The sequence below is a fragment of the Rhodoferax sp. GW822-FHT02A01 genome (genome assembly GCF_038784515.1).
Classification (GTDB): Bacteria; Pseudomonadota; Gammaproteobacteria; order Burkholderiales; family Burkholderiaceae_C; genus Allorhodoferax.
Window position 1 is genome coordinate 431,136 of sequence record NZ_CP152376.1, and the last position, 25,493, is coordinate 456,628.

The window sequence follows — 25,493 nt, forward strand, 5'->3', positions numbered from 1 at the left end:
GCTGGTTAGCCAAAGATCTCGATGACCCGTGTCATCAGATTGATGAAGGGCTGGTCCAGCATGGGGAGGGTAAAGGCAATCCCCACCAACCCCACCAGCAAGGTGACCGGAAAGCCAATGGCAAAAATGTTCATTTGCGGCGCAACCCGCGAAATGATGCCCATGGCCAAATTGCTGAACATCAAGAGTCCTACCATGGGCATGGCAATCCACAGTGCGCTGGAGAAGATTTCGGAACCCAGCTTGTGCAACTGCATCTGCGACAAAGTCTTCAGAAAGTTCTGTCCAACCGGGAATGCCACGAAGCTTCGGTTGATTGCCATCAGCACCATCAGGTGTCCGTTCATCACGATGAACAGCAGCGACGTCATCTGGGTAAAGAAGCGTGCCACAGCACTGGACTGGGAGTTCAGACTGGGGTCAAAGAAAGACGCGAAGTTCAGCCCCATCTGAAAACCCACCACCTCTCCAGCCAGCTCCACGGCCGAGAACACCACGCGTACGGCAAAGCCAATGCATAGCCCCACCCCCACCTCCTGCACCACTACACCAAGGGCGCCAGGATCATTGAAGCCGACGATGGCAGCAGGTGGCAAACTGGCCTGAGATGCCAGGGCCACCAGAAAAGCAAGGGCCACCCGGCCTCGGGTGGTAAAGGCCTTGGAAGAAAGTACGGGTGCCGAGGTAAACACAGCCAGCACACGGATGAACGGCCAAAAGATCGGCGATATCCAGGCAGCAAGCTGCGCCTCGGAAAGACTGATCACGGCATGGACTCCGCCTAGACCACGGAGCCGGGAATGGCTTCCAGGGTACGGCGTATGTACTCGACCAGCATCGTGAGCATCCAAGGACCGGCAATGGCGAACACAGCCACCACGGCAATCAGCTTGGGCACAAAGGCCAGCGTGGCTTCATGAATCTGGGTAACCGCCTGAAAAAGGCTTACCAGCAGACCCACCACCAACGCCGCCCCCAACACGGGCGACGATACCATCAACAACATCAGCAGGGCCTCCTGGCCCATGGTCAACACCATCTGGGAATTCATGTGCGCCCCTTCTAACTCACGAAGCTCGCTGCCAGCGAGCCTACCAAGAGGTTCCAACCGTCAGCCAATACAAAAAGCATCAGTTTGAATGGCAGGGCAACCAGCACCGGCGACAACATCATCATGCCCAGCGACATCAACACGCTGGCCACCACAATGTCGATGACCAAAAACGGAATGAAGATCATGAAGCCGATCTGGAATGCCGATTTCAGCTCACTGATGACAAAGGCCGGTACCAGCACGCGCATGGGAGCGACATCGACCTTGGTATCCGGCGGCAGCTTGGCCAGTTTGACGAACAAGGCAAAGTCGGACTGTCGGGTCTGCTTTGACATGAAACTGCGCAAGGGCGCCTCAGCCCGAGTCAGAGCCACGTCAAACGTAATGGAGCTGGTGGAATAGGGCAAGTAGGCGTCTTCATAGACCTTGTCCAGCGTCGGCCCCATGACGAAAAAGGTGAGGAACAGGGACAATCCCACAATGACCTGATTGGGAGGCGCCGACTGGGTGCCCAGCGCCTGGCGCAGCAGTGACAGCACAATCACGATGCGGGTGAACCCCGTCATCATCAGCAGCACGGCTGGCAAAAAGGACAGTGCCGTAAAGAACAGCAACGTCTGGATGGGAACCGAATAATTCGTGCCCCCCTGGCCACTGCCGATGATCAGGGGCAATTGGCCCGGCGCAGTCTGCGCTTGGGCCAACCCGTGCAGCAGCAATGCCAGCAAAGGCAGCGCGATCTTGGCAAAACGGGCAAGGGATTTCATGCGTGCAAGGGCTAAGGTTGGGGGGTGGCCTTGAGCATAACCTCAGCCGCTTGAGCTTGGCCATCGGCCGCTCCTGCGGAATCGGCAGGCATGGTGTGCAGGCACTGTATGGACTGTTGCGTCACACCCAACACCAGCCAGACACGGGCATGCGCAGGCCCCACTTCTACGGTCACCACCTTTTGCTGCGGCCCCAAAGCCAGCATCGACACCAGTCTGGCCGATCCCATCGGCCCCAGATTGCTCAGGCCATAGTGCTTCTTGACGCGCTCAATGAGGAACGGAAGGCTCACCAATACACACAGAAACAGGCCGATCAGAATCAGGGACTGCGTCATTCCTCAGCCGCTGTCAGTTCTTGCTGACGCGGCGCAGGCGCTCGGACGGAGTCACCACATCGGTCAGCCGGATGCCGAACTTGTCGTTCACCACCACCACCTCACCTTGCGCGATCAGGTAGCCATTGACCAGCACGTCCATGGGTTCACCAGCCAATGCATCCAGCTCCACAACCGAGCCCTGGCCCAATTGCAGAATGTGTTTGATTGGCACCTTGGTGCGGCCCAGTTCCACCGACAGTTGCACCGGGATGTCCAGCACCATGTTGATGTCCTGGGTGGTTCCGTCTGGACCTGTCGAGGAAAACGGACGCGGCGCCTCGTTGCCGGACAGCACCGAACCGGGTTGCGCCTCCGTGCTGTCGGCGGCCTTTTGCTCCATGAGCGCTTCGGCCCAATCGGCCATGCCGTCGTCGGCTGCTTCGTCGGGCTTGTCTTCAGTGGCCATGTCTATCCCCTAACCAGTTGTGGTCATTGTTGCGCAACGCCTTTTCGATGCGAATTGCATATTTGGCGTTGTGTGTTCCGTAGTTGCACTCGAAGATCGGGACACCATCCACGGTCGCCTGGATGCGGGGTTGCCGCTCAAGCTCGATAAAGTCCCCCTTCTTCAAGGAAAGCAGGCGCTCCACCGTGGCGTCCGCCTTGGCCAGGTTGGCTACCAGGGTCACCTCCGCCGCCTGGATTTCCCGCGTGAGCACATTGACCCAGCGTTTGTCCACTTCCATGGAGTCGCCCTGGGTGGACGAATACAGCACATCACGAATGGGCTCCAGCGTGGAATACGGAAAGCAGAAGTGGATGGCGCCCGCAATGTCACCGATTTCCAGCTGGAACGAAGTGGAAATCACGATCTCGCTGGGCGTCGCGATGGTGACGAACTGAGGCTGCATTTCCGAGCGCTGGTAGTCCAGCTCCAGCGGATAGATGCCCTTCCACGCCTTCCTGTACTCTTCCGAGATCACCTCTACCAGGCGGTTGATCACCCGCTGTTCGGTGGCGGAGAAATCGCGACCCTCGATACGCGTCTGGAATTTGCCTATGCCGCCAAACAGGGTGTCGATCACACCGAACACCAGACTGGGTTCGCACACAATCATCCCGCTACCACGCAAAGGCCGGATGGCCACGATATTGAAATTGGTCGGCACCGCCAGCTCGCGCAAAAAGGCGCTGTAGCGCTGCACGCTTACCGGCCCTACGGAAACTTCCGGGCTGCGGCGAATGAAGTTGAAAAGTCCCTGGCGCAAATTGCGGGCAAAGCGCTCATTGACGATCTCCATCGTGGGCATACGCCCACGCACGATGCGCTCCTGGCTGGAGATGTTGTAGGGGCGAACCTCGCCATGTTCGGCCGCTTCCTCGACCGACTTCTGACTTTCGCCCGTTACACCCTCCAGAAGTGCATCAACTTCTTCTTGGGAAAGGAACGATTCGCTCATGGGGCAATTTCCGTGTCGCGTCTATTGAACAATGAAACTGGAAAACAGCACGCCAGTCACCGGCAGGTCTGCGTGGGGGGCCGCAGCCTTCTTCTTCTTTTTGCCATCCTCGGGCGCGGCCTCTTCTTCATCACCGCCACCAAAGGGAATCAGCGCCTGGTGCAGGATTTCCTTGGCCAGCTTGGTCTTTCCTTCCGGCGTCAGCAACTCCACCGCCGTCTTTTGCGATATCAGCAGCAGGACACCACTGCGAATGGTCGGCAAAAAGGCTTTGACCTGGTCGGATGCATGTGCATCCGTGACCACCAGCGTCACGCCGATCTGGGCGACCCGATCACCACCGACATCGGCCAAATTGACCACCATGTTGTCCATGGGCAGATAGGCTGGCGGCACCGGATGCGCGTCATGCGCTGCCGCCTTGGCCGGCTCTTCGCCATCTTCTGCGGCGGCAGCGGCACGCTGCTTGGATATGTACCAGAACGCACCACCTCCGCCCAAAAGCAGGACGAGCACCACCGCGCCAACAATGATCAGCAACTTCTTGCTCTTCTTGGGGGCGGCCGCTTCGGTCGCTTCGGGTGCTGCAGTAGCCACTGTTATTCCTCGCTCACTATGTCTATGTAGAACGGATTATTGGGCCGTCAGTACCTATTAAAGGCTGAAAAAGGCCTGTATTTCCAATACGCAATCCCTATTTTTGCCCAATTGGACATCGCTACACAAAAAGATCCACCGAACGTCCTGTTGCGGCTCCCGCGCGCGCCGCGCCAGAGGCCACCACCGGCTGCAGCGGAGCAATGGCCACCTGCCTTGCCGACTGGCGTCCCCGTCGGTCACCCGCTCCGGAGTCGCCGCTGCCCGAAGTACCTACGGACACTCCGGTCAACACCATGCCCTCACGTTGCAGCATGTCTTTCAGGTGGGCGCCTGCGCTCTCCAGCACGCCGCGTGTCATTGCCTCGTCGCTGCGGAACGCAATCTGCGCCTCATTGCCCTGGACGCTGATGCTCACTTCCACGGGGGAGTGGCCCAGACCGTCGAGTTTCATCTCGGCGTTCTGCACGTTTTGCGATACCCAGTACGTTACCTGCTCAGCAACCTGCATGTCCGGCGCCATGGCCGTGGGCTGCGCTGCGGTCTGCGAGAAATCCGGACCAGTGACGCCAATTGCGGTGCCCGTGTAGGTGGGGTCGGCATTCTTCGCACCGCCTATGGCGCGCTCGGACTGCGACTTTTCGGGCCGGTTGTTCAACGCCACCAGAGCGGGCTCCGCAACTTTGCTGGCAGGTGCGGCTTTGGCCTGTTCCAGCGCGGCCAGGAATTTCGCATCCACAGCCTCCTTGTGGTCACTTGCAGGCGTGGCCGCGGTGGCATTGGCGGCGGTGGAACTGGTGGAATCCGAAAGCGTGGGCAGGCTGTCCTTGCCGCCCTTGGCGTGCGCACCCGCATGCTGCAGGCCCACGGTTGCCGACTCCTGGCTGATCGTCACGTCCCGGGGGACGGATTCCTGAACGTCACCCACACCAAGGCGCACCGGACGCACACCGCCCTTGCCGTCTTGTGGCAAGGAAGCGTCCTGCCCCTTTTGCGAACCACCACCCTTTTGCGAACCACTGGAAGCCAGGCTGGCTGCCAACGCATTTGCATCAACACCCTTTCCGGCCGCATCGATGGCGACGCCTTGCATCGCGGCGGCAATCTGGGGGTTCTGCAACAGCAGGGTATTGGGATCCATCGCACCAGCAGATGGGGTGGAGGTATCCGGGGTCGTCGCATCACCCGTATCTGTCGCGGCGGCTGTGCCGTCGATGGAACCCAGTATCGCCATGAATCCATTGGCACCGGCATCCGGTTTGCCGTCAGACGTTCCAGACTTGGATTTGGATTTGGCAGCCTGCGCTTCGCTCGGCTTGGCAGGTGTTGTGGCAGGGGGGCTGAGTTCGATGGTCATGAAACGTCTTCCAGGGATTGATCGGCACGGCCACGGATGTGGCGCTGAGCGGCAAATTCGTCGGTGGCGAGCTGTTCGCGCCGGTGCAGGAGTTGGCTATGGGCTGCGCGCCGGGCCTTGAGCACTTGCTTGAATCCGGCCAGGCGAAACTCGGCCTGCAGCACGCGCTGGTGGGCGGCCTCCAGCTGGCGCTCCAGATTCTGCAAGACACCCTGCTGCAGATGCACGGCGTTTTGCAATCGGTCCATGAACTGGTAATGGTGTTTGACCATTTCCACCGACAGATTGACGGCGCGGCCGGCAACCCAGCGCGCATCGGTATCTGCCGAATAGTTCTGCAACTGGTCGAGCTGGTTGCGCGCATAGCTAAGTGCACGCTGCGCCTGCGCATACAGACGCGCCTGCTCATCGCGCTGCCGCGAGGCCTGGTCGATGGCAAGTTCCAGCGCTCTGAATTTAGGCATGGTGCATTGCTTTCATGCGGCGTCCTCAGGAAGCATCCAGCGAGACATTGCAGACCTGTGCCATCTGGGGCAGCACCTGCTCCATGGGCGCTGCCTCAAACATGTCCTGCTGCAGGAAGTGCGCCATGCCATCGTGCAGGGAAATGGCCTCGTCCAACGCCGGGTCCGAACCCTGCGCATAGGCCCCAATCTGGATCAGATCGCGGCTCTTCTCGTACTTGGAATAGAGCGAGCGGAAACGTCGCGCCACCTCGAAATGGTCCCTGCTCACCACGTTGTGCATCACACGCGAGGCCGACTGCTCCACGTCAATGGCCGGGTAGTGTCCAAATTCGGCCAGAGAGCGTGACAGCACGATATGGCCGTCCAGAATGGCACGCGCCGCATCGGCAATCGGGTCCTGCTGGTCATCGCCCTCGGTCAGCACGGTGTAGAAAGCGGTGATGGAGCCCACGCCATGCAGGCCGTTGCCGCTGCGCTCCACCAGCTGGGGCAGCTTGGCAAAACACGATGGCGGGTAGCCCTTGGTGGCTGGTGGCTCACCGATGGCGAGTGCAATTTCGCGCTGGGCCATGGCATAGCGGGTCAGCGAATCCATTAACAGCAGCACGTGCTTGCCCTGGTCCCGAAAACTCTCGGCAATGGCAGTGGCATAGGCCGCGCCCTGCATGCGCAGCAGCGGGGGCGCGTCGGCGGGCGCCGCAACCACCACCGAGCGCGCGCGGCCTTCGGCGCCCAGAATGTCTTCGATGAATTCCTTGACTTCCCGGCCCCGCTCGCCGATCAGCCCCACCACGATGACATCGGCCTGGGTATAGCGCGCCATCATCCCAAGCAGCACACTCTTGCCCACGCCGGAACCGGCGAACAGGCCGATGCGCTGGCCGCGTCCCACGGTCAGCAAGGCATTGATGGCGCGTATACCGGTGTCCAGAACCTGGCGCACCGGGTCACGGTCCATGGCGTTGATGGGTGCGCGGTCCAATGGCTTGGCGGCCACGTCCGCAATGGGGCCCATGCGATCCAGCGGCATACCTTGCGAATCCACTACCCGACCCAGCAGCCCCTCGCCCAAAGGCAGACGCAACATGCCGGTTTCAGATGTGAAATCGGCAGCGGACGGCTTATGCAGTTGCGGCACCGGAACATAGTGCGCCGCGGGCGCGACGCTGGCGCCGCTCGAGAGGCCCTGCACGTCCCCCGCAGGCATGAGAAAGGCCCGGTCGTTGGAAAAGCCCACGACTTCGGCCAGGATGGTTTCACGCGTACGCGCTGTGACGATGCACTGGGAGCCGACCGGAGCACGCAGCCCGCTGGCTTCCAGCACCAGCCCGGCCAGCTTGGTCAGGGTGCCGCGCACTTCCAGCGGCGAGCTGCGTGCCAGGCGTCCCTGCGAGCGGGCAAAGAAGTCCTCCCACTGGACAGGGCTGCCAGGCAGAGCAGCGGGCGCCTCAGGGGGCATCATCTTCTTGCTCCCAGCTTGAATCCAATCCCAGGCTGGCAACCGCCTTGTTCCACCGGCGCTGCACCGTGCCATCGATCACGGTACCTGCGGCCTCCACCAGACAGCCGCCTGCGAGGACGTTGACGTCGGGCACCAGCGTGAGCTGCAGGTTGGAAAATTCACTCTGCAGATCTTCTGCAAACACGTCGAGATCCACCGGATTCATGCGCACAGCCGCCATCTTGGTATCCACTGTCAGCATGCCCAGCGCTTCGCGCACCACGGGCTGCAAGGCATTGGGGTTGACTGTCAGTTCGCGGCGCAGCACCTGGCGCGCGAGCTCGCAGGCCAGTTCCAGCACACCCTTGGCCAGGGTCTGCTGGGACTGCTCAATCTGCTCCTGCGCGGACCGGAAGAGGCTGGCGAAATGTTGGGCCGCCTGCTGACCTTCATTGGCAATGTATTCGTTGATCAGGCGCTGGCCTTCCAGCGTGGCCTGTGCATGGCCCTGGGCATAGCCTTCGGCGTAACCGGACTGGCGCGCCAGCTCATCGCGCGCACGGTCCTGCGCTTCGGCCTGTGCCTTGACCTTGGCGGCGAACCGCAGCGAGGCCTGATCGACGGGATCGAAGTTCCAATTGCTGGCTTCTGCGACCTTTTCTGCGGGGATGAAGGTTGAGTGGGCGCGTGACATCAGACCATGGCGTCGTCGCCACCTCCACCGCCGATGACAATCTGCCCTTCGTCCGCCAAGCGGCGCACGGTCTTGAGAATTTCCTTCTGTTGCGCTTCCACTTCGGATAGGCGCATGGGCCCGCGCGACTCCAGGTCTTCCTTGAGCGTGGCCGCAGCACGGGTCGACATATTGGCCAGGATCTTGTCCTTGAGCTCGGGCTGTGCACCCTTGAGCGCCACGATGAGCACATCGGTAGACACTTCCTTGAGCACCATCTGGATGGCCTTGTCGTCGAGCTTGATGACGTCGTCGAACACAAACATCTTGTCCATGATCTTCTGTGCCAGATCCGCATCGTGGCTGCGGATGGACTCGATCACCGTACCCTCAATGGCGGTACCCATCAGGTTGATCATTTCCGCGGCGGTCTTGATACCGCCCATGGAGGCCTTGCGGATCTTGTCGCCACCGGCCAGCACATTGAACAGAACTTCATTGAGGTCCTTCAGGGCCGTGGGCTGAATACCTTCCATGGTGGCCACACGCAGCATGACTTCGTTGCGCTGGCGTTCGTTCAGGCACTTGAGCACATCGGCGGCCTGATCAAATTCCAGGTGGACCAGTATGGCGGCCACGATTTGCGGATGTTCGTTGCGCAGCAGCTCGGCCACGGACAGCGGATCCATCCACTTCAGACTCTCGATTCCGGAGACGTCACCCCCCTGCAGAATGCGGTCGATCAGCAGGGCCGCCTTGTCGTCACCCAGGGCCAACTTCAGCACCGAACGCACATAGTCACCCGAATTGGAGACCAGCAGGCTTTGCGATGCCGCCACTCCGTGGAACTTGTCGATGACCGCGTCCACCTTGTCACGGGTGATCTGGGAGGTCTTGGCAATCGCCTCGCCCAGCTTTTGCACCTCTTTGGGAGACAGGTGCTTGAAAACTTCAGACGCCTCGGCCTCACCGAGGGACATCATCAGAATCGCCGCATTTTGCAGACCGTCGTCGTCATTTGCCATGGTTTTGGTTACTCCCGTGTGTTAGGCGGGAGCTTCCCCGTTGATCCACGATTTCACAATATTAGCGACTGCCGCAGGATTGTCACGGGTCAGCTTGCGTGCCTCTTCCATGCGCAGCTCGGACGGTGTCATGACGCCATCGGCGTGCGCGCTCGGGGCGACCAGTTGGGGGCGCTCGGGTTGTTCGGACTCCAGCGCGTCAAGCTGGTTCTCGTGGCCCTGCGCATGGGCCGCACGCGGACGGCTCTCGGTCAAGGCCTTCATGGCGGGCTTGACAAAGCCCAGCAGCACCAGCGTGGCAAGTGCCAAGGTACCCAGCGGCCAGGCCAGACTCTGCGCAAGGCTGGTCACCTCGGGCTGACGCCAGATCGGTATGTCCAACTGCTCGGGCTTTTCGACGACAAACGGTGCATTCATCAGATTGACCGAGTCACCGCGATCCTGCTTGAAGCCCACGGCCTCACGCACCAGGGCGGTCATTTTCTCGATCTGGGCATCCGTCAACGGGGTGCTGGTGACCTTGCCCTTGTCATCGGTCTTGACGATGTTGTTGATCACCACGGCGGCGTTGATGCGCTTGAGCACGCCGGTCGCCCCCTTCACCACCTGCACTGTCTTGTCCACCTCGTAGTTAACGATGGATTCCTTCTTGCTGCTGCCGCCAGCTGCGCTCTGGCCCGCTGCGGTGAGCGGCTGGGTCTGCCCGTTGATAGGTGCGGCAGACGCTGCAGGAGGCTGGTTCGAGGTCGCGCCCGGCACACCGGTCGGACCGGAACTGCTGCCGCCGTTGATGCTTTCCACCGTCTGCTGGCTGCGCACGGCACTGTTTTCCGGTGTCAGATTGGGTTTGTGGGACTCGGTGGTGGACTCGGTTTGCGAAAAGTCCAGCTCGGCCGTCACCTGTGCCTTGACGTTCTGCGGCCCCACCAGCGGCTCCAGGATGTCCAGGATGCGGCGGCTGTAGAGTTGCTCAAGCTGTTGCACGTACTGCAGCTGCTCGGCATCCACGTTCATGCCGTTGGCGGATTCCGGGGGTTTGGACAGCAACTTGCCGGTATCGTCCAGCACGCTCACAGCGCTGGCATCCATCTCGGGAACACTGGCCGCCACCAGATGCACGATGCCGGCGAGCTGGGTCTTGTCCAGTGAATGGCCGGGGTGCAGGCTGAGCAGCACGGAGGCAGAAGGTTTCTGCTGGTCCCGGAAAAAACCATTCTGGTTGGGCAGGGCCAGGTGCACGCGCGCATTGGCTACCGAGGCAATCGACTGGATGGAGCGGGTCAGCTCGCCTTCCAGCCCGCGCTGAAAGGTCAGCCGCTCCTGGAACTGGGTCATGCCGAAACGGTTGGATTCCATCATCTCGAAGCCAGCGACTGCGCCTTTGGGCAAACCCAGCGAGGCCAGCTTCAGGCGGGCATCGTGCACCCGATCTGCGGGCACCAGGATGGCGCCGCCGCCGTCGGAGTACTTGTAGGGAATGTTCATGGTGCCCAACTGGGCAATGACGGCGCCACCATCCTTGTCTGGAAGGTTGGAATACAGCACACGCCATTCGGCCTGGCGCCCCATGACCAGACCCACTGCTGCAATCGCCACAAACAGCACCACACCCAGCACCAGACGCAGACGCTGCCCTTGGTCCAGACCGTTGAAACGCTGGACGATGCTGGGGTTGACAGGTATGGCGGCGGTGGCGGGCATGTTGGATTCCATAGAAGCAAGGCGCTCTTTGCCTTTCGATTGGGACTGATTATTCGAGCCGATCCGCAAAACATTAGGGGGAAAAGCACCGGATTTACCGTCCAATTGAAAATAATGCCCCTTGGCCGTGCGACCTAGTATTACCCCCAATCAAGTTTCACCGGAAGCCGCCATGGACCACCTCAAACTCTCGCCACTCACGATGCCGACCACGGTACGCCCCGGCGCAGGCGTGCGGCCCAACGCTACGGCCGATACCCAGGGCACGGGCGGCGGGTTTTCCGGGGCTCTCAAGAGCGCCCTGAATTCGGTCAGCTCCGCCCAGAACGAAGCAACCCGCTTGCAGCAGGAAGTGCAGATGGAAAACCCCAAGGTCAGCCTGGAAGAGACCATGGTGGCCATTCAGAAGGCCCAGATCGGCTTTACCGCCACCCTGCACGTCAGAAACCGCATGGTGCAGGCTTACACTGACATCATGAACATGCAGGTTTAAGCGAGCGGGCAAAATGCCCGCCCCAATCTACCCTCCCACTATAAGTACACTTCACCCTATGAAAGCTGTCATTCTTGCTGGCGGGCTGGGCACCCGGATTTCGGAGGAGACCCACCTCAAGCCCAAACCCATGATCGAGGTTGGCGGCATGCCGATCCTGTGGCACATCCTGAAGATCTACTCCCACCACGGCATCAATGACTTCGTCATCTGCTGCGGCTACAAGGGCTACCTGATCAAGGAGTACTTTGCGAACTACTTCCTGCACATGTCGGATATCACTTTTGACATGCAGAACAACAGCATGACGGTGCACCAGCGCAAGGCCGAACCCTGGAAGGTGACCTTGATAGACACCGGCGCCGAGACCATGACGGGTGGCCGCCTCAAGCGGGTAGCGCAACACCTGGACGGTGAAGAAGCCTTCTGCCTGACCTATGGCGATGGCGTGTCCGACATCAACATTGCGCAAAGCATCGCTTTCCACAAGGAACACGGCCTCAAAGCCACCATATCGGCTACCTTCCCGCCGGGCCGCTTTGGCGCCCTGGACCTGCAGGGTCACAGGGTTGCATCCTTCAAGGAAAAACCCAAGGGAGATGGCGGGCGCATCAACGGGGGTTTCTTCGTGCTGTCGCCCCAGGTGCTTTCCTATATTGACAGCGACGACACCATCTGGGAACGCGGTCCGCTGGAGCGTCTGGCAGAAGAAGGCCAGCTTGCTGCCTTCGAGCACGACGGCTTTTGGCAACCCATGGACACCTTGCGCGACAAGACCTATCTGGACGAGCTGTGGGCATCGGGCAAGGCGCCCTGGAAGGTTTGGGCGTGAATCCCGCGTTCTGGGCTGGCAAGCGCGTATTCCTCACCGGCCATACCGGCTTCAAGGGAAGCTGGCTGTCGCTCTGGCTGCAAAGCCTGGGTGCAGAGGTCACCGGCTTTGCCCTGGCACCGCCCACTACGCCCAATCTGTTCACCGAGGCCCGCCTGGAGCAAGGCATGCAGTCGGTCCTGGGCGATATCAGGGACCTTGGAGCAGTCCAGTCGGCGCTGCAAACCGCCCGGCCCGAGATCGTCATCCACATGGCCGCGCAACCCCTGGTACGGCTGTCCTACGAGGATCCGGTCACCACCTATGCCACCAATGTCATGGGCACGGTGCATCTGCTGGAAGCTATCCGCCAAACGCCTGGCGTAAAGGCCGTGGTCAATGTCACCACCGACAAGTGCTACGAAAACCGTGAGTGGGTCTGGGGCTACCGTGAGAACGAGCCCATGGGGGGCTTTGACCCCTACAGCAACAGCAAGGGCTGCGCCGAACTGGTCAGCTCGGCGTACCGCAACTCCTTCTTTCACCCCGACGCCTATGCACGCCATGGCGTGGCGCTGGCCACGGCCCGTGCCGGCAACGTCATCGGCGGCGGCGACTGGGCACGCGACCGCCTGATTCCGGACATGGTGCAGGCCTTCGAGCAGGGCAAACCGGTGCAGATCCGCAACCCGGGCGCCATTCGCCCCTGGCAACATGTGCTGGAGCCTTTGCGCGGCTACATGACGCTGGCGGAGTGCCTGTTCGAGCAGGGTCCGGCATTTGCCGAAGGCTGGAATTTCGGCCCCATGCCGCACGATGAACAACCCGTCGGATGGATCGTGCAGAACCTGGCGCAACTCTGGGGCGAAGGCGCCACTTGGACCATCGACAAAGGCCCGCGCCCCCACGAGGCCAACCACCTGCGTCTAGACATCTCCAAAGCCCAGACCCTGCTGGGCTGGCAACCTGCGCTGGGCCTTTCCCAGGCCCTGGAAAAAGTGGTCAGCTGGTACAAAGACCGCGCTACCGGTCAGGACGTGCGCGAACTCACCCTGAAACAGATCCAGTCCTATCAAAATACCCTGCCCCACACCCGCTGACTATGGAAAACAACAAGACCCTGGCAATCCGTGAACAGATTGCCCACCTGGTAGATGCGTACGCTGCCATTGCCCTGGCACCGCAGCCTTTCCTGCCGGGCGCGTCGGCCGTTCCGCCATCCGGCAAGCAACTGGATGCGCGCGAACTGCAACTGATGGTGGAAGCCTCGCTGGACGGCTGGCTCACTACCGGCCGGTTCAATGCCGAGTTCGAAAAGAAGCTGGCCGCCTTCATTGGCGTGAAGCACCTGATCACCGTCAACTCGGGCTCCTCCGCCAACCTGGTGGCCTTCAGCACCCTGACCTCGCCCAAGCTGGGCAAGCGTGCCATCCAGCAGGGTGACGAAGTCATCGGCGTGGCCGCGGGCTTTCCGACCACGGTGAACCCCATCCTGCAGTTCGGTGCCGTGCCCGTGTTTGTGGACGTGGACCCGCTCACCCACAACATCGACGCGCCCAAGGTCGAAGCCGCCATCGGCCCCAAGACCAAGGCCATCATGCTGGCGCACTCGCTGGGCAACCCCTTCAACCTGGATGTCATCACCGCCCTGTGCAAGAAGCACGGCCTGTGGCTGGTGGAAGACTGCTGCGACGCGCTGGGCTCCACCTACCGCGGCCAGATGGTGGGCACATTTGGCGACATTGCGACCCTGAGCTTCTATCCGGCGCACCACATCACCATGGGTGAAGGTGGCGCTGTCTTCACCAACAGCGACGAGCTCAAGACCATTGCCGAGAGCTTTCGCGACTGGGGCCGGGACTGCTATTGCAACCCAGGCAAGGACAACACCTGCGGCAAGCGCTTCTGCCAGAAGCTGGGCGACCTGCCCGAGGGTTACGACCACAAGTACACCTACAGCCACCTGGGCTACAACCTCAAGATCACCGACATGCAGGCCGCCTGCGGTCTGGCCCAGCTGGAGAAGGCGCCGCGCTTCATTGCCGAGCGCCGCAAGAACTTTGCCTTTCTCAAGGAGCGGCTCAAGGACTGTGAGGAGTTCCTCAACCTGCCCCAGGCCACCGAGCACTCGGACCCGTCCTGGTTTGGCTTCCCCATGACGCTAAAGCCCAATGCCCCAGTGTCCCGGCTGGAGCTGCTGACCTACCTGGATGAGAACAAGGTGGGAACACGCCTGCTTTTCGCAGGAAACCTGACCCGCCAACCCTATATGGTTGGGGCCAAGTACCGCATCAGCGGCGATTTGAAGAACACCGACAACGTGATGAACAACACCTTCTGGATCGGGGTACAGCCCTCGCTCACACCGGAAATGCTGGAATTCGCGGCACGCAAGATAGAGAGCTATCTTGGCGTCAACTTTTAATTGAATTCAGGAGAACATTCATGGGATACGTAACGCAAAGAGACCGCGATCTGTTCGAGAACTTCTTCGTTCTGGAGCTTGCCAACAACCACTGGGGCAAGCTGGACCGCGGCCTCAAGATCATCCGGGACCACGCTGCCATCGTGCGCTACAACAACGTCAAGGCCGCCATCAAGCTGCAGTTCCGCGACGTGGACGAATTCATCCACCCTGAATTCAAGGGCAACACCGAGAACCGCTACATCAAGAAGACGGAAGACACCAAGCTCAGCCGCGCGGACTTTGCCCGCATGGTGGAGGAGATCCGCTACCTCAGCTGCATCCCCATGGCCACGCCGTTTGACGAGGCATCGGTGGACCTGTGCGTCGAGTTCGACATGCCCATCATCAAGATCGCCAGCTCGGACATGAACGACTGGGTGCTGATCGAGAAGATTGCCTCCACCCGCCGTCCCACCATCGTGTCCACCGGCGGCGCATCGGAAAAGGACCTGGACGACCTGGTGCGCTTCTACGAAAAACGTGACATCCCTCTGGCCATCAACCACTGCGTGTCCCTGTACCCTTCCGAAGACGGCGAGCTGGAACTGGACCAGATTGATTACCTGAAGAACCGCTACCCCAATCACGTGATCGGCCTGTCCACCCACGAGTACCACGACTGGCACTCGTCCATGCTGATTTCCTACGGCAAGGGTGCGCGCAGCTGGGAGCGCCACATCGATATCGATTACGAAGGCGTTCCGGTTTCCACCTATTGCTCCAAGCCGGAGCAGTGCGACACCTGGTTCAAGGCCTTCCACAAGGCCGCCGAAATGTGCGGAGGCCGCAGCCAGTCCAAGCGCATCATCTCCAAGAAGGAAATCGAATACCTGGACGCCCTGGTGCGCGGCGCCTATGCCAAGAAAGATCTGGAACCTGGCTACGTGTTCACCAAGGAAAGCTTCGAACGCGACTTTTACCTCGCCATTCCGCTGCGCAAAGGTCAGCTGTCCTGCCGCGAAGTCATGAACGGTGAACTGCTTTCCAACGGCATCAAGGCCGACGAACCGCTCACCATCAACCACGTCAGTGGCCCCTACAGCCAGAACGAAGGCCTCAAGAGCCTGATTCTGAATCGCGGCCTGTAAATGAAGACGGTTGCAGAACAGATTGCCGACTGGCTGGTACGGCGGGGAATCGAACAGGTCTTCACCGTCACCGGCGGCGGCTCCATGTTTTTGAACCAGGCACTGGGGGCCCACCCGGGCCTGCGTTGCACCTTCATGCACCACGAGCAAGCCTGTGCCATGGCGGCAGAAGGCTACGCGCGCATTGCCGGCAAACCGGCGGTGGTGATGCTCACCACCGGCCCCGGTTCCATCAACGCCTTCAACGGCGTGTATGGCGCCTTCACCGACTCCATCCCCATGATCGTGATTTCCGGACAGGTCAAGCGCGAAACCTGCCTGTCCTTCCACGATCTGCCCGGATTGCGCCAGCTGGGCGACCAGGAGGGGCCCACCGTGGCCATGGCCGCGCCCATCTGCAAGAGCGCCACGCTGATACGCGACGCCGCCCATGTGCAGACGGTGCTGCCCGCAGCCTATTCGCTGGCCATCACCGGCCGGCCCGGACCGGTGTGGATTGACATTCCGCTGGACGTGCAATCTTCCAAAGAGACCCTGACCATTCCAGACCCCGCCCCGATGGCTCCGCCACAGGACAACGGGCTGGAAGCTGCCTGCATGGCCATTGTCGAACGGCTCAAGCAGTCCAACCGTCCGCTGCTTCTGGGCGGCACCGGTGTGCGTCTGGCAGGTGCCACTGAGCTGTTGCGCCAGTTGGTGGAGCAGACCGGCATTCCCCTGGCCACGGCCTGGACCCATGATCTGATTGCCTCCGACCATCCGCTGTTTGCCGGACGCCCCGGCACCATCGGCACCCGCTCCGGCAACTTCTGCCTGCAAAACGCGGACCTGGTCCTCGTCATCGGTTCGCGCCTGAACATTCGCCAGACCAGCTACAACTGGGACTCCTTCGGCAAGAATGCCTGGATCGTGCAGGTCGATGTGGACCCTGCCGAACTGGCCAAGCCCGGTGTACAGGCCGACCTGCGCGTGCAGGCCGATGCCAAGGCATTCATCAGCAAGCTTCTCTCAGTGCTGGCGCGCCAGACCTTGCCCAGCTACGCCCAGTGGGGCGCCTGGTGCCGCGACATTGGCGAGCGCTACCACGCCCGCCGCGAGCACACGCAAAAGCCCGGCGCCACACTGAACCCCTACGTGATCGTGGACCGCATCTTCCGCCAGATGCGCGATGACGACGTGGCCGCCTGTGGCAACGCCTCGGCCTGCATCCTGCCGTTCCAGATGGCCCACCTCACCTCTAACCAGCGCCTGTTCAGCAACTCGGGCTCTGCCTCGATGGGCTTTGACCTGCCTTCGGCCATTGGCGCCTCCTTTGCCGGCACGCCCGACAACCGCCGACGCGTGATCTGCTTTGCCGGCGACGGCAGCCTGCAGATGAACATCCAGGAATTGCAAACCCTCAAGACCACCGGCCGCAACGTCGTGATCGTGGTACTCAACAACGCGGGCTACCTGTCCATCTGGCAGACCCATGAGAACTTCTTCGGCCGCGTGATCGGTGCCACCCCCGCATCGGGCGTGGAGTTCCCCGACTTTGAAGCCGTAGCCACCGCCTATGGCATCAAGGCCGCCACCATCCGCACCGAAGCCGACCTGGCCCGCATGGACAGTCTGCTGCAGGAAGACGGCCCGTTGCTGCTCAACGTGATAGTGGACCCGCGCCAGGAGTTTGTGCCGCGCATCAAGTCGCGGGTAGATGAGAACGGCAAGTTCGTCACCCCCGAGCTGGACGACATGCACCCGTTCCTGGAACGTGCCGAGCTCCAGTCGGTGGCCGAGTCGGCCCGTGCCATCCGGGCTGTCGCCTGACATCACGCTGGAGTAGCCCGAACATGACCCCATCAGTGCTGGAAGAACTGCACGCCCTGCCTCAGCGATATGCCAGCCGGCAGTCCAGGGACTTGCCCGCCGGCAAGCCCGTCTGGATCTTCGGCACCGGTCAGTTTGGGCGCGATCTGTGTGGCGCACTGCAAAAGACCGGCCACCCGGTGGCCGGCTTTGTGGAGACCAAACCATCGGCCGCGCAAGTGCTAGGCCTGCCCGTGCTCGGATGGCAGCAATGGTCACCTGCGCATACCGCTGAACCCTTGTGCGTAGGCATCTTCAACCGTGGCATGCCACTGGACCAGCTTGAAGCCCTGGCGCGGCAATCGGGTGCACAGGACGTCTATCTTCCCTGGGATCTGTACCACTCTCTCAAGCAGCAACTGGACTGGCGCTTCTGGCTCAGCGAGCCCGAACGCATCCTGGACCAGACCGATGCCATCGCTGCGGCACTGGACTGCATGGACGACGAGGTCAGCCAGCGTTGCATGTTGGACATCGCCGCATTCCGCCTGGGCCTCAAGACTGCGTACGGTAGCTTCCAGCATGACGAAAACCAGTACTTCAATCCGCTGACCCTGAATGACCAGCAGGGCAAGGCACTGCGCTTTGTCGATGGTGGTGCCTACAACGGCGACACCTATCTGGAACTGTGCAGTCTGGCCGACGTACAGACGGCTTACCTGTTCGAGCCCGACACAGCCAACTTCGCCCAACTGACAAAGAATGTTGTCCAGACCGGACGCGCGGCGCAATGCCTGCCCCTGGGGCTGTCGGATTCCTACCGCATCTTGAGTTTCAACGCCGGTAGCGGCGAGGGTGCCGCCATCTCCGAGAACGGCACCGCCCACATTGCGGTTGCCGCACTGGACGACGTTCTCGCAGGCTGCACCGTAGATTTCATCAAGCTGGATGTGGAAGGCGCTGAACTCCAAGCCCTGCAAGGGGCTCGCAAGCTGATCCAGCGTTCACGCCCGGTGCTGGCCTTGTCGCTCTATCACTGCCCGCAAGATCTGTGGGAGTTGCCGCTGGCGCTCTCCAGCCTGTGCGAGGACTACCGCTTTCACGTGCGCCAGCATTACTTCAACAGCTTTGACAGCGTGCTGTACGCGGTGCCGCGGCACCGCTAGCCCAAACACCAGAGCCTGCCCATGAGCCTGACGACCCGCCCCTGCCCCATCTGCTCCAGCACGGAAGCACAACCCTGCCTGGACAACCCCATGGCCGCGGTGGGCGGTTTCGACATGAGCTACAAGGTGGTGCGTTGCAGCCACTGCGGCTTCCATTACGCCCAGGAGTTGCCCGACGCCGACACCTTCAGCGCCTACTACCAGTCGGTGTCCAAGTACGACGCGCCGGATTCGGTGGCACCCGTGGACAGGGCCCGCATCGACGCCACGGTGCGCTTCCTGGAAGGCCGCGTCGGCAAGTCCGAACGCATTGCCGACCTGGGCTGCGGCTACGGTGCGCTGCTTGGTGGCCTGCAGGCAGCGGGCTGGCAACACCTAGAGGGACTGGACCCGGCACCCAACGCAGCGCAGTGCGCACTGAAGATGTTTGGCGTGCGCAATATCCACCGCGGCCTGATGTCCGAGGCCCACACGGTGCTGGACCTGCAGTCGGTCGATCTGGTGTGCATCATGTGTGTGCTGGAACACCTGCCCCAGCTGCGCCAGGACATGGCCAAGCTGGTGTCACGCCTGCGTCCTGGCTGCAAGATCCTGCTGGAAGTGCCTGCCATCGAGTGTTTCCTCCATCCCGACTGCGAGCCCTTTGGCGAGTTCTCGCTCGAACACATCCAGTTTTTTGACATGGCCTCTTTGGCAAACCTCATGCAATCCCTGGGTGCCAAGCAACTGGCGCTGGAATTGCTGGACTTGCCCATGGTCGCATCCGGCTCCATGCTGGGGCTGTTCGAATGGAGCGGCAGCATTCCCCAAGAGCCCACCTTCCAACGTTCCGAAACAGGCGCCCTGCAGGCCTACATCGAGGAGTCACAGCGCCAGTTGGACCGTGCCTTGCAGCGGGTTCCCGCCGGGCCAGTGATCGTCTACGGCGCGGGCTCGCACACGGCGCGCCTGCTGGCCCATCTGGAAAAAATACCGGGTTGCGAGGTGCGCGGCATTGTCGACAGCAACCCCAACCTGGAAGGCAAGCGCATGGGCCGCTGGACCGTGCGCGCACCGTCCAGCATCCACGAAACCCCGGACACTGCGGTGCTGGTGTCCTCGTTCCGCTCCCAGCAAGCCATAGCCGCGCATCTGCGCAAGACCGCACCCAACCCCCTGGTGTTGCTCTACCACTGAGCGCGCATCCGCCATGACCCACAGCCACATCCTGCTGACCGGCGGCACCGGTTTTTTCGGCAAGGCCCTGCTGCGCCACTGGATCGACAGGGAACGCAAGGGCCAGGCGCCTACCCGGGTGACGCTGCTCTCACGCGACCCGGACCGGTTTGCGACCCAGCATCCGGCACTGGTGGAGCACCACTGGCTGCAGCTCGTCCGCGGCGATGTGTGCGATGCCGCCAGCCTGCCACAAGGCCAGGCCTTCACCCATGTGCTGCATGCGGCCACCGACTCCACCACCGGACCGCAACTGACGCCCCAGCAGCGCTTTGACCAGATTGTGGATGGCACGCGGCACATGCTGAACCTGGCCGTGGCCTGCGGCGCCAGCCGCTTCCTGCTGACCAGCTCGGGCGGTGTGTACGGCGCACAGCCGCCGGACATGGAGCAGATTCCCGAACATTGCCACACCCTGCCCGACCCGCTCAACCCGGCCCAGGCCTACAGCATCGGCAAGCGCATGGCCGAGCACCTGTGCGCGCTGACCATGCAGGCCCATGGCCTTCCCATCGTGGTGGCGCGCTGCTTTGCCTTCGTGGGCCCGGACCTGCCGCTGGACGTGCACTTCGCCATTGGCAACTTCATCCGCGATGCCCTGCAGGCCGACAGCATCACCGTACAGGGCGATGGCAGTCCGCTGCGCTCCTACATGGACCAGCGCGACCTGGCGCAGTGGCTGTTGGCGCTCCTGACCCGAGGCCGCGCAGGCCAGGCCTACAACGTAGGATCCGACCACGCCGTCAGCATCCGGGAGCTGGCGCATACCGTGCGCGATCTGCTGGCTCCCCACAAGCAGGTCCATGTGCTGGGCGCGCCCAATCCGGCGGCCGCACGCAACCGCTACATTCCCAGCATTGCCAAGGCTCGGCAGGAGCTGGGACTGGACATCACCATCAGTCTGGAAGATGCCATTCGCTTCACGGCACAGGCCCATGTGCGCCGCACCGGCACTTCATGAAGGCAGCATTCGATGCTGTCGTGTTCGACCTGGACGGCACCCTCATCGACAGCGCACCCGGCATCCTGCAGGGGTTTGAACTCGCCTTTTCCCGTTGCGCAGTCACGCCACGCCAGCCCTGGACGCCGGCACTGATAGGGCCGCCCCTGCTGCAGACCATTGCCATGCAATGTGCGTCGCAAGACCCTGTGCTGCTGGAAAGCCTGCGCCAGGCGTTCATGACCTGCTACGACACCGAGGGCTACCGCATGAGCACCGCCTACGACGGCATCCATGCCGTGTTGCAGGCCTTGCGCGGGATGGCCTGCGGCTGTTCATCGCCACCAACAAGCGCATCGTGCCCACCCTGCGCATCCTGGAGCACCTGGGGTGGAGCGGATTCTTCGAAGGCGTGTTTGGGGTGGACTCCCTCGCGGCCGGCCAGACACCCAAAGGCCAGGTGATTGCCCACATCACGCGGGAATTCGGACTGCAGGCCACGCGCAGCCTGTACGTGGGCGACCGCTTCGAGGACTATGACGCCGCTTCCACTGCCGGTCTGCCCTTTGCCCTGGCCACCTGGGGTTTCAGCGAAGCCAACGCACTGGTGCCCCCAGCCTGTGCGCGGCTACCCGACACCAGTGCGCTCTATCAGCTGGTAAACCACAGCAGCCTGGGCTAGCAGCACTGCCGCTCAGGCGGCGAGCTTGCGCACGATGTGCCCCATGTGCTCCATCGCCTGCAGTGGGTCGCCGCTGCGCGCATGCGCCAGCCATACACCAGCGCTCCATGCCTGAGGCTGCGGCCGGGGCAGCGACGGATGGGCATGTCGCAATGATTCCAGGGCACCACGCCCCATCAGGCTGCAACCAGCAGATTGCAGCCAGGCATCCGCCGGCAGACTCATGCAGTGGGCCCGCAGTGCATCGGGATCGAACACATCTTCCAGGGAGGCCCTGAACAGCAGGAAATGGTCGGGATTGCGACGCAACAGCATGTCATGCACGGCACGCTCCAGGTCCGTGCCTTGGCCCACCAGCAGGTCGCTCCCGTTGTCCCGTATCTCGCCCTGGCCCAGGCCTGCCGTGTGGCGCACGAAGTAGAACTGCACCGTGGGAAAGTAGCCGGCGAAGAACTGCCAGAGGCCACGCAGCTTTTGCTGTGCAGGGTCCTGCGGGTCGTAGGGAAACCAGACGATGAGAGGCACATCAACCGGTCTGACCTCCATGGCCAGGCTGACCGGGTTCTGCTCCAACATGGCACCGGGCAAACGGGGTTGGCGCAGGTCCCAGTCCAGGGTACGCGTCAGCCCTTCGATCATGCAGGCTATGGAAAACGGCCGGTAGCCTGGGCCGGTGATGAACTGCGCAATGCGGTCCAGATAGCCTGCATAGGTCTGCGCGTCCATGTTGCGCAGAAAGTCGAACAACGCAAAGTAGTCGCTGAACTGGTTGATGGAGATGAAGCAGTCCTGCGGAATCCAGCGCGTCACATTGGGTGCACCGCCGTACACGGGGATGGTGCCCACGCGCAGGCAGTCCAGCAACTTTTCGGTGATGTAGCCGCTCAGGCCCTGGGCGTTCTCGTAGCAGATGCAGAAGCGGTAGTTGGCCAGTGTGGCCAGCTTGTCTTCGACCGCACCCCGGTAGCTGGGGAACTGCTCCTGGTTCCAGCCCATGCCATACAGGTCGAAATGTTCCGGTGCTTCGGACTCGAACCAGCGGATGGCGCGCACACGGTGCGAGTACAGCTCGTTGGGATGCTGCGAAGACTTGGCGCCGGCAATCAGCGTCACCAGCTTGCGCTCGTGGAAACGGGCCTTCTGCTGCTCAAAGTCGCAGGCCAGCACCGGGTCGGTGACCGAGTTGCTCTTGAGGTAGAAGCTGCCATCCACCAAAGAGTCGTCCCAGGTCCAGACGCGGCGGAACTGGCGGTGGTACTGCGGGTCCCAGCTGGGCTGGTAGATGATGGGGCACTCGGATGTGATGAGGTACTTCGCCGCGCGCGATTGCATGGCAGCCTCCACCAGCGGGTTGCCGGGCAGGGGCCGGTCGCACAAGAGGATGGCATCCACGCTGTCCCAGTCCTGCACCTGGTCGAAGGTGAGGAATTCGAAGCCTTGCGTGCGGCCATAGTCGTAGAGGTCGCACCAGGCCTTGAGCAGGTCGGCGCCCAAGCCCGCATCGCGGTGCTTGAACAGGTAGCCGTCCTTGACGATGCCCTCGTACAGGCACCACAGCGCAATGCGCAGGGTGCGCGCGCCACTGGCATGGGAGCGCCCGGGGAGGGGTTGCACGTCGTTCACGGATGCACCTGTGGGGATGCTCCGGCCCGCAGGTCGGGATGGATCGCCTCGGCTTCTTCGTCCGTGAGCGGGAAGTCCCGCGGACCGCTGAAGAAGTGGTCCTCATAGGCTGCCATGCTGACACCGCTGCGCGTGCCCAGGCTCTTGAGCAGGCGCGCCCGCAGGTCCACCGCCGCAGCCGGATTGGGCTCGTATCCCAAGATGGCCCGCATGATTTCCAGCATGATCCACGGGTCCACATCTTCCCTGCGGCCCAGCTGCGCCTGTTCGCTGGTGGTCTTGACCCGGAACTGGTAGTGGCCGGTGTCCAGCATCCTGCGGGTGATGGCGCCCACATTGCCAAGGCCCGTGGCAGGGTCGCGCGGCTTGATGAAGGAGAAGAACGGCAGGGGTGTGCGCGCGATGTCGCGCAACATGTAGGACACGTTCACATCCTGCGGAATGCCGTTGTGGGGGCTGTGCGGATCGAAACGCTCCAGCATCAGCTCCACCATATCGCGGGTGAACAGACAGTTGGTGCCACATACCACCGACAGGTTCTCGTAATCACCCGGGGTCGTGATGCGCGCAGGCATGCCGGCAAAGACACCCGCACTGGACAGCGAGTCCACCAGGGCAAACAGCAGGCGGAAATCCACCACCGAGGTGATGGTGGAGTGGCAGACGTAAAACGGCTTGTCGTACCGCCGCAGCAGGTAGTCGTAGATGGCAAACTGGAAGGAGACCTGCGAAAGATTCTCGGCACTGGACCATACGCCCGAGGACGCGTAACCCGCCTCTCCACTGCCTTTGCGATGGGTGCGGGGGTCACTGCCAATCAGCAGATCGTGCCCATCGTGGACCACTTCACCATGCCCCAGTTCATTCGTTGCGCGGCACACGAAATAGGTGAGGTTCGGAAAATGCGACAGATAGAAGTCCCACAACGCACGTGCGCGGCTGAAGACGGGCAACTCAAAACCATACCCCAGCACGACGATGACGTCGGGGCGATCCACCCGCTCCAGGGACTCCCTCAGGCCAGACATGGAACTGGAACCTGTTCCCACTCAAAGCGCAGAATGCCCACCGAGTTGCGCGTGCCGTTGCGGATCTTCTCCAGACCCAGTGCCGCGTTGCGGCTCAAGTCACGGCTGAGGCTGGACGTACCAAAATTGGTGTCCTCGAAAAAGTCCGGCGTGCTGAAGAGCGTGCGCACGCCCCCGTTGCGCTCCCAGACCCGCGGCATGTACAGGTCTTCATAGCCGTAATGCCCGGCGAAGTCCTCGTCGTACATGCCTTGGCGCTTGAAGGTCGCCACGTCCACCAGGAAGGTGCTGGGGTGCGAGGTAAGTGTAGTGTTGTTGGTGGTATCCACCAGCTCCTTGATCTTGAAGTAGTACAGGGTGTTCTTGTTCAGGATATGCAGCTGGTTCAGAACCATGTGCATGGGCTCTGCGTAGAAGTGCTGATCGATGTCGAAATACAGCGCCCATTCGCCGCTGGCATTGAAGATGCCCAGATTGCGCGCACCGGCCTGGTTCCAGGGGATGTCGGTAGTGATGCGGAATACCTTGAGGTCGATGTTGGTTGCAAAAAACTCCGGTCGCTCTTCGGAGCAGTCGTCCACCAGAATGAACTCGACCTGGCTCAGGAATGATTCGGGCAGCGTTTCCCAGTAGCGGATCTGCCGCAGCACCATGTCCGGATGGTTGTAGAAGTGGCTGATGATCGAGAGCTTCTTCATGCGGGTTTGTAGCATTCAACGCACAGGCTTTCCATGGCCTTGATCGACACATAGGGCTCCACTTCCACGATGTCGGGCAGGTCGCTGCTCTGGACCAGCGTGCGGCGTATGCGCTCGAAGCCGGCGCGCTCGAGCACCCACTTCAGGGTGTCGAAGTCGTAGCCGCATTTGTGCTCGTGGTTGTGCAGCATGCCCATGAAGACCGCACCCTTGGTCGGGTACAGATGTTCCTCCGGCGCCAATGCCTTGCGGTACTCGTCGAAGAAGAAGGTGTTGCCCTGCACATAGTTGTTGATCCACAGCTCCAGGTCCGGCACCAGCACGCGCATGATGCCGCCGGGCTGCAGCGCCTTGAAGCAGTTCTCGATGAAGACCATACCGTCCTTGTAGGACAGATGCTCCAGCAGATGCGAGTGGTAGATGACTTCCAGGCTGCCGTCCGAACAGGGTATGCCCTTGACCAGATCGTGGTTGAGCATGTAGGTGCCCTCCACGCCATTGGGGTTCACATAGAGCACGTCACTCTGCAACTGACTCCAGTAGCCGATGTTCAGATAATTCTTGATGAAGATGGTTCCACAACCCAGGTGGAATTTCTTGAAGTGTTGCGAGTAGTCAATCATTTCGGGCAT

28 protein-coding genes are annotated in these 25,493 nt (G+C 61.6%); 11 read left to right on the forward strand and 17 right to left on the reverse strand.

The genetic code is table 11. From position 1 onward, the window contains the following. Positions 1-5: 5 nt before the first annotated feature. From fliR to fliF, 13 genes are all read right to left on the reverse strand, one after another. Positions 6-767 (reverse strand): flagellar biosynthetic protein FliR, encoded by a 762-nt coding sequence (fliR, locus tag AAGF34_RS01995; protein WP_342618959.1) that lies wholly within the window; start codon positions 765-767, stop codon positions 6-8. A 14-nt stretch (positions 768-781) separates the two neighbouring features. Beyond that, positions 782-1,051 carry a flagellar biosynthesis protein FliQ gene (fliQ, locus tag AAGF34_RS02000; RefSeq protein ID WP_342618960.1) on the reverse strand — a complete coding sequence of 90 codons (270 nt, stop codon included), beginning with the start codon at positions 1,049-1,051 and terminating at the stop codon, positions 782-784. 11 nt (positions 1,052-1,062) lie between these two features. Continuing rightward, complete coding sequence (gene fliP / locus AAGF34_RS02005) at positions 1,063-1,821, reverse strand: flagellar type III secretion system pore protein FliP (protein WP_342618961.1); 759 nt, start codon at positions 1,819-1,821, stop codon at positions 1,063-1,065. A gap of 11 nt (positions 1,822-1,832) precedes the next feature. Further along, the gene (locus AAGF34_RS02010) at positions 1,833-2,159 is read right to left on the reverse strand and encodes a flagellar biosynthetic protein FliO (protein WP_342618962.1); all 327 of its coding nucleotides are present in this window, start codon (positions 2,157-2,159) and stop codon (positions 1,833-1,835) included. Positions 2,160-2,172: 13 nt separating this feature from the next. Beyond that, the gene (fliN, locus tag AAGF34_RS02015; RefSeq protein WP_342618963.1) at positions 2,173-2,607 is read right to left on the reverse strand and encodes a flagellar motor switch protein FliN; all 435 of its coding nucleotides are present in this window, start codon (positions 2,605-2,607) and stop codon (positions 2,173-2,175) included. Then, a complete protein-coding gene (gene fliM, locus AAGF34_RS02020; RefSeq protein WP_342618964.1) occupies positions 2,597-3,601 on the reverse strand; it encodes a flagellar motor switch protein FliM in 1,005 nt (334 codons plus the stop codon). The genes fliN and fliM overlap by 11 nt, the downstream gene beginning before the upstream one ends. 21 nt (positions 3,602-3,622) lie before the next feature. After that, positions 3,623-4,198 carry a flagellar basal body-associated FliL family protein gene (locus AAGF34_RS02025; protein WP_342618965.1) on the reverse strand — a complete coding sequence of 192 codons (576 nt, stop codon included), beginning with the start codon at positions 4,196-4,198 and terminating at the stop codon, positions 3,623-3,625. A 121-nt stretch (positions 4,199-4,319) separates the two neighbouring features. Continuing rightward, positions 4,320-5,555, reverse strand: a complete 1,236-nt coding sequence (locus AAGF34_RS02030) for a flagellar hook-length control protein FliK (RefSeq protein ID WP_342618966.1) — start codon at positions 5,553-5,555, stop codon at positions 4,320-4,322. Further along, a complete protein-coding gene (gene fliJ, locus AAGF34_RS02035) occupies positions 5,552-6,019 on the reverse strand; it encodes a flagellar export protein FliJ (protein WP_342618967.1) in 468 nt (155 codons plus the stop codon). The genes AAGF34_RS02030 and fliJ overlap by 4 nt, the downstream gene beginning before the upstream one ends. Before the next feature lie 25 nt (positions 6,020-6,044). Beyond that, on the reverse strand, positions 6,045-7,481 hold the full coding sequence (gene fliI / locus AAGF34_RS02040; RefSeq protein WP_342621018.1) for a flagellar protein export ATPase FliI: 1,437 nt from the start codon (positions 7,479-7,481) through the stop codon (positions 6,045-6,047). Next, positions 7,471-8,157, reverse strand: a complete 687-nt coding sequence (locus tag AAGF34_RS02045; RefSeq protein WP_342618968.1) for a flagellar assembly protein FliH — start codon at positions 8,155-8,157, stop codon at positions 7,471-7,473. The genes fliI and AAGF34_RS02045 overlap by 11 nt, the downstream gene beginning before the upstream one ends. Next, complete coding sequence (gene fliG, locus AAGF34_RS02050; protein WP_342618969.1) at positions 8,157-9,161, reverse strand: flagellar motor switch protein FliG; 1,005 nt, start codon at positions 9,159-9,161, stop codon at positions 8,157-8,159. Before fliG ends, AAGF34_RS02045 begins: the two co-directional genes overlap by 1 nt. Before the next feature lie 21 nt (positions 9,162-9,182). Beyond that, complete coding sequence (fliF, locus tag AAGF34_RS02055; RefSeq protein WP_342618970.1) at positions 9,183-10,862, reverse strand: flagellar basal-body MS-ring/collar protein FliF; 1,680 nt, start codon at positions 10,860-10,862, stop codon at positions 9,183-9,185. A 172-nt stretch (positions 10,863-11,034) separates the two neighbouring features. Between fliF and fliE the strand changes: the two genes are divergently transcribed. Genes fliE through AAGF34_RS02110 form a run of 11 tightly spaced genes read left to right on the forward strand, consistent with a single transcriptional unit; the run spans position 11,035 to position 21,512 of the window. After that, complete coding sequence (gene fliE / locus AAGF34_RS02060; protein WP_342618971.1) at positions 11,035-11,355, forward strand: flagellar hook-basal body complex protein FliE; 321 nt, start codon at positions 11,035-11,037, stop codon at positions 11,353-11,355. A 58-nt stretch (positions 11,356-11,413) separates the two neighbouring features. Next, a complete protein-coding gene (gene rfbF / locus AAGF34_RS02065) occupies positions 11,414-12,187 on the forward strand; it encodes a glucose-1-phosphate cytidylyltransferase (protein ID WP_342618972.1) in 774 nt (257 codons plus the stop codon). Continuing rightward, complete coding sequence (gene rfbG / locus AAGF34_RS02070; RefSeq protein ID WP_342618973.1) at positions 12,148-13,266, forward strand: CDP-glucose 4,6-dehydratase; 1,119 nt, start codon at positions 12,148-12,150, stop codon at positions 13,264-13,266. Before rfbF ends, rfbG begins: the two co-directional genes overlap by 40 nt. Before the next feature lie 2 nt (positions 13,267-13,268). Next, positions 13,269-14,591, forward strand: a complete 1,323-nt coding sequence (gene rfbH / locus AAGF34_RS02075; protein ID WP_342618974.1) for a lipopolysaccharide biosynthesis protein RfbH — start codon at positions 13,269-13,271, stop codon at positions 14,589-14,591. Between the two features lie 20 nt (positions 14,592-14,611). Further along, positions 14,612-15,721 carry an N-acetylneuraminate synthase family protein gene (locus AAGF34_RS02080; RefSeq protein ID WP_342618975.1) on the forward strand — a complete coding sequence of 370 codons (1,110 nt, stop codon included), beginning with the start codon at positions 14,612-14,614 and terminating at the stop codon, positions 15,719-15,721. Beyond that, positions 15,722-17,530 (forward strand): thiamine pyrophosphate-binding protein, encoded by a 1,809-nt coding sequence (locus AAGF34_RS02085; protein WP_342618976.1) that lies wholly within the window; start codon positions 15,722-15,724, stop codon positions 17,528-17,530. Positions 17,531-17,553: 23 nt separating this feature from the next. Continuing rightward, the gene (locus AAGF34_RS02090; RefSeq protein ID WP_342618977.1) at positions 17,554-18,675 is read left to right on the forward strand and encodes an FkbM family methyltransferase; all 1,122 of its coding nucleotides are present in this window, start codon (positions 17,554-17,556) and stop codon (positions 18,673-18,675) included. 21 nt (positions 18,676-18,696) lie between these two features. After that, complete coding sequence (locus AAGF34_RS02095; RefSeq protein WP_342618978.1) at positions 18,697-19,851, forward strand: methyltransferase domain-containing protein; 1,155 nt, start codon at positions 18,697-18,699, stop codon at positions 19,849-19,851. Between the two features lie 13 nt (positions 19,852-19,864). Then, positions 19,865-20,851 carry an NAD(P)-dependent oxidoreductase gene (locus AAGF34_RS02100; protein WP_342618979.1) on the forward strand — a complete coding sequence of 329 codons (987 nt, stop codon included), beginning with the start codon at positions 19,865-19,867 and terminating at the stop codon, positions 20,849-20,851. Continuing rightward, positions 20,848-21,294, forward strand: coding sequence for an HAD hydrolase-like protein (locus AAGF34_RS02105; RefSeq protein WP_342618980.1), 447 nt, complete (start codon positions 20,848-20,850; stop codon positions 21,292-21,294). The genes AAGF34_RS02100 and AAGF34_RS02105 overlap by 4 nt, the downstream gene beginning before the upstream one ends. Next, the gene (locus AAGF34_RS02110; protein ID WP_342618981.1) at positions 21,189-21,512 is read left to right on the forward strand and encodes an HAD hydrolase-like protein; all 324 of its coding nucleotides are present in this window, start codon (positions 21,189-21,191) and stop codon (positions 21,510-21,512) included. The genes AAGF34_RS02105 and AAGF34_RS02110 overlap by 106 nt, the downstream gene beginning before the upstream one ends. 12 nt (positions 21,513-21,524) lie before the next feature. Here the strand turns inward: AAGF34_RS02110 and AAGF34_RS02115 are convergent, their stop codons facing one another. From AAGF34_RS02115 to AAGF34_RS02130, 4 genes are read right to left on the reverse strand one after another with little or no spacing between them, the layout of a single operon-like run. After that, entirely contained in the window at positions 21,525-23,135 is a 1,611-nt protein-coding gene (locus AAGF34_RS02115; RefSeq protein ID WP_342618982.1) for a glycosyltransferase family 10, read from the reverse strand. Beyond that, positions 23,132-24,163: a hypothetical protein gene (locus AAGF34_RS02120; RefSeq protein WP_342618983.1), complete on the reverse strand. Its 1,032-nt coding sequence runs from the start codon at positions 24,161-24,163 to the stop codon at positions 23,132-23,134. The genes AAGF34_RS02115 and AAGF34_RS02120 overlap by 4 nt, the downstream gene beginning before the upstream one ends. After that, positions 24,151-24,861, reverse strand: a complete 711-nt coding sequence (locus AAGF34_RS02125) for a glycosyltransferase family A protein (RefSeq protein WP_342618984.1) — start codon at positions 24,859-24,861, stop codon at positions 24,151-24,153. The genes AAGF34_RS02120 and AAGF34_RS02125 overlap by 13 nt, the downstream gene beginning before the upstream one ends. Then, on the reverse strand, positions 24,858-25,493 hold the full coding sequence (locus AAGF34_RS02130) for a hypothetical protein (RefSeq protein ID WP_342618985.1): 636 nt from the start codon (positions 25,491-25,493) through the stop codon (positions 24,858-24,860). Before AAGF34_RS02130 ends, AAGF34_RS02125 begins: the two co-directional genes overlap by 4 nt.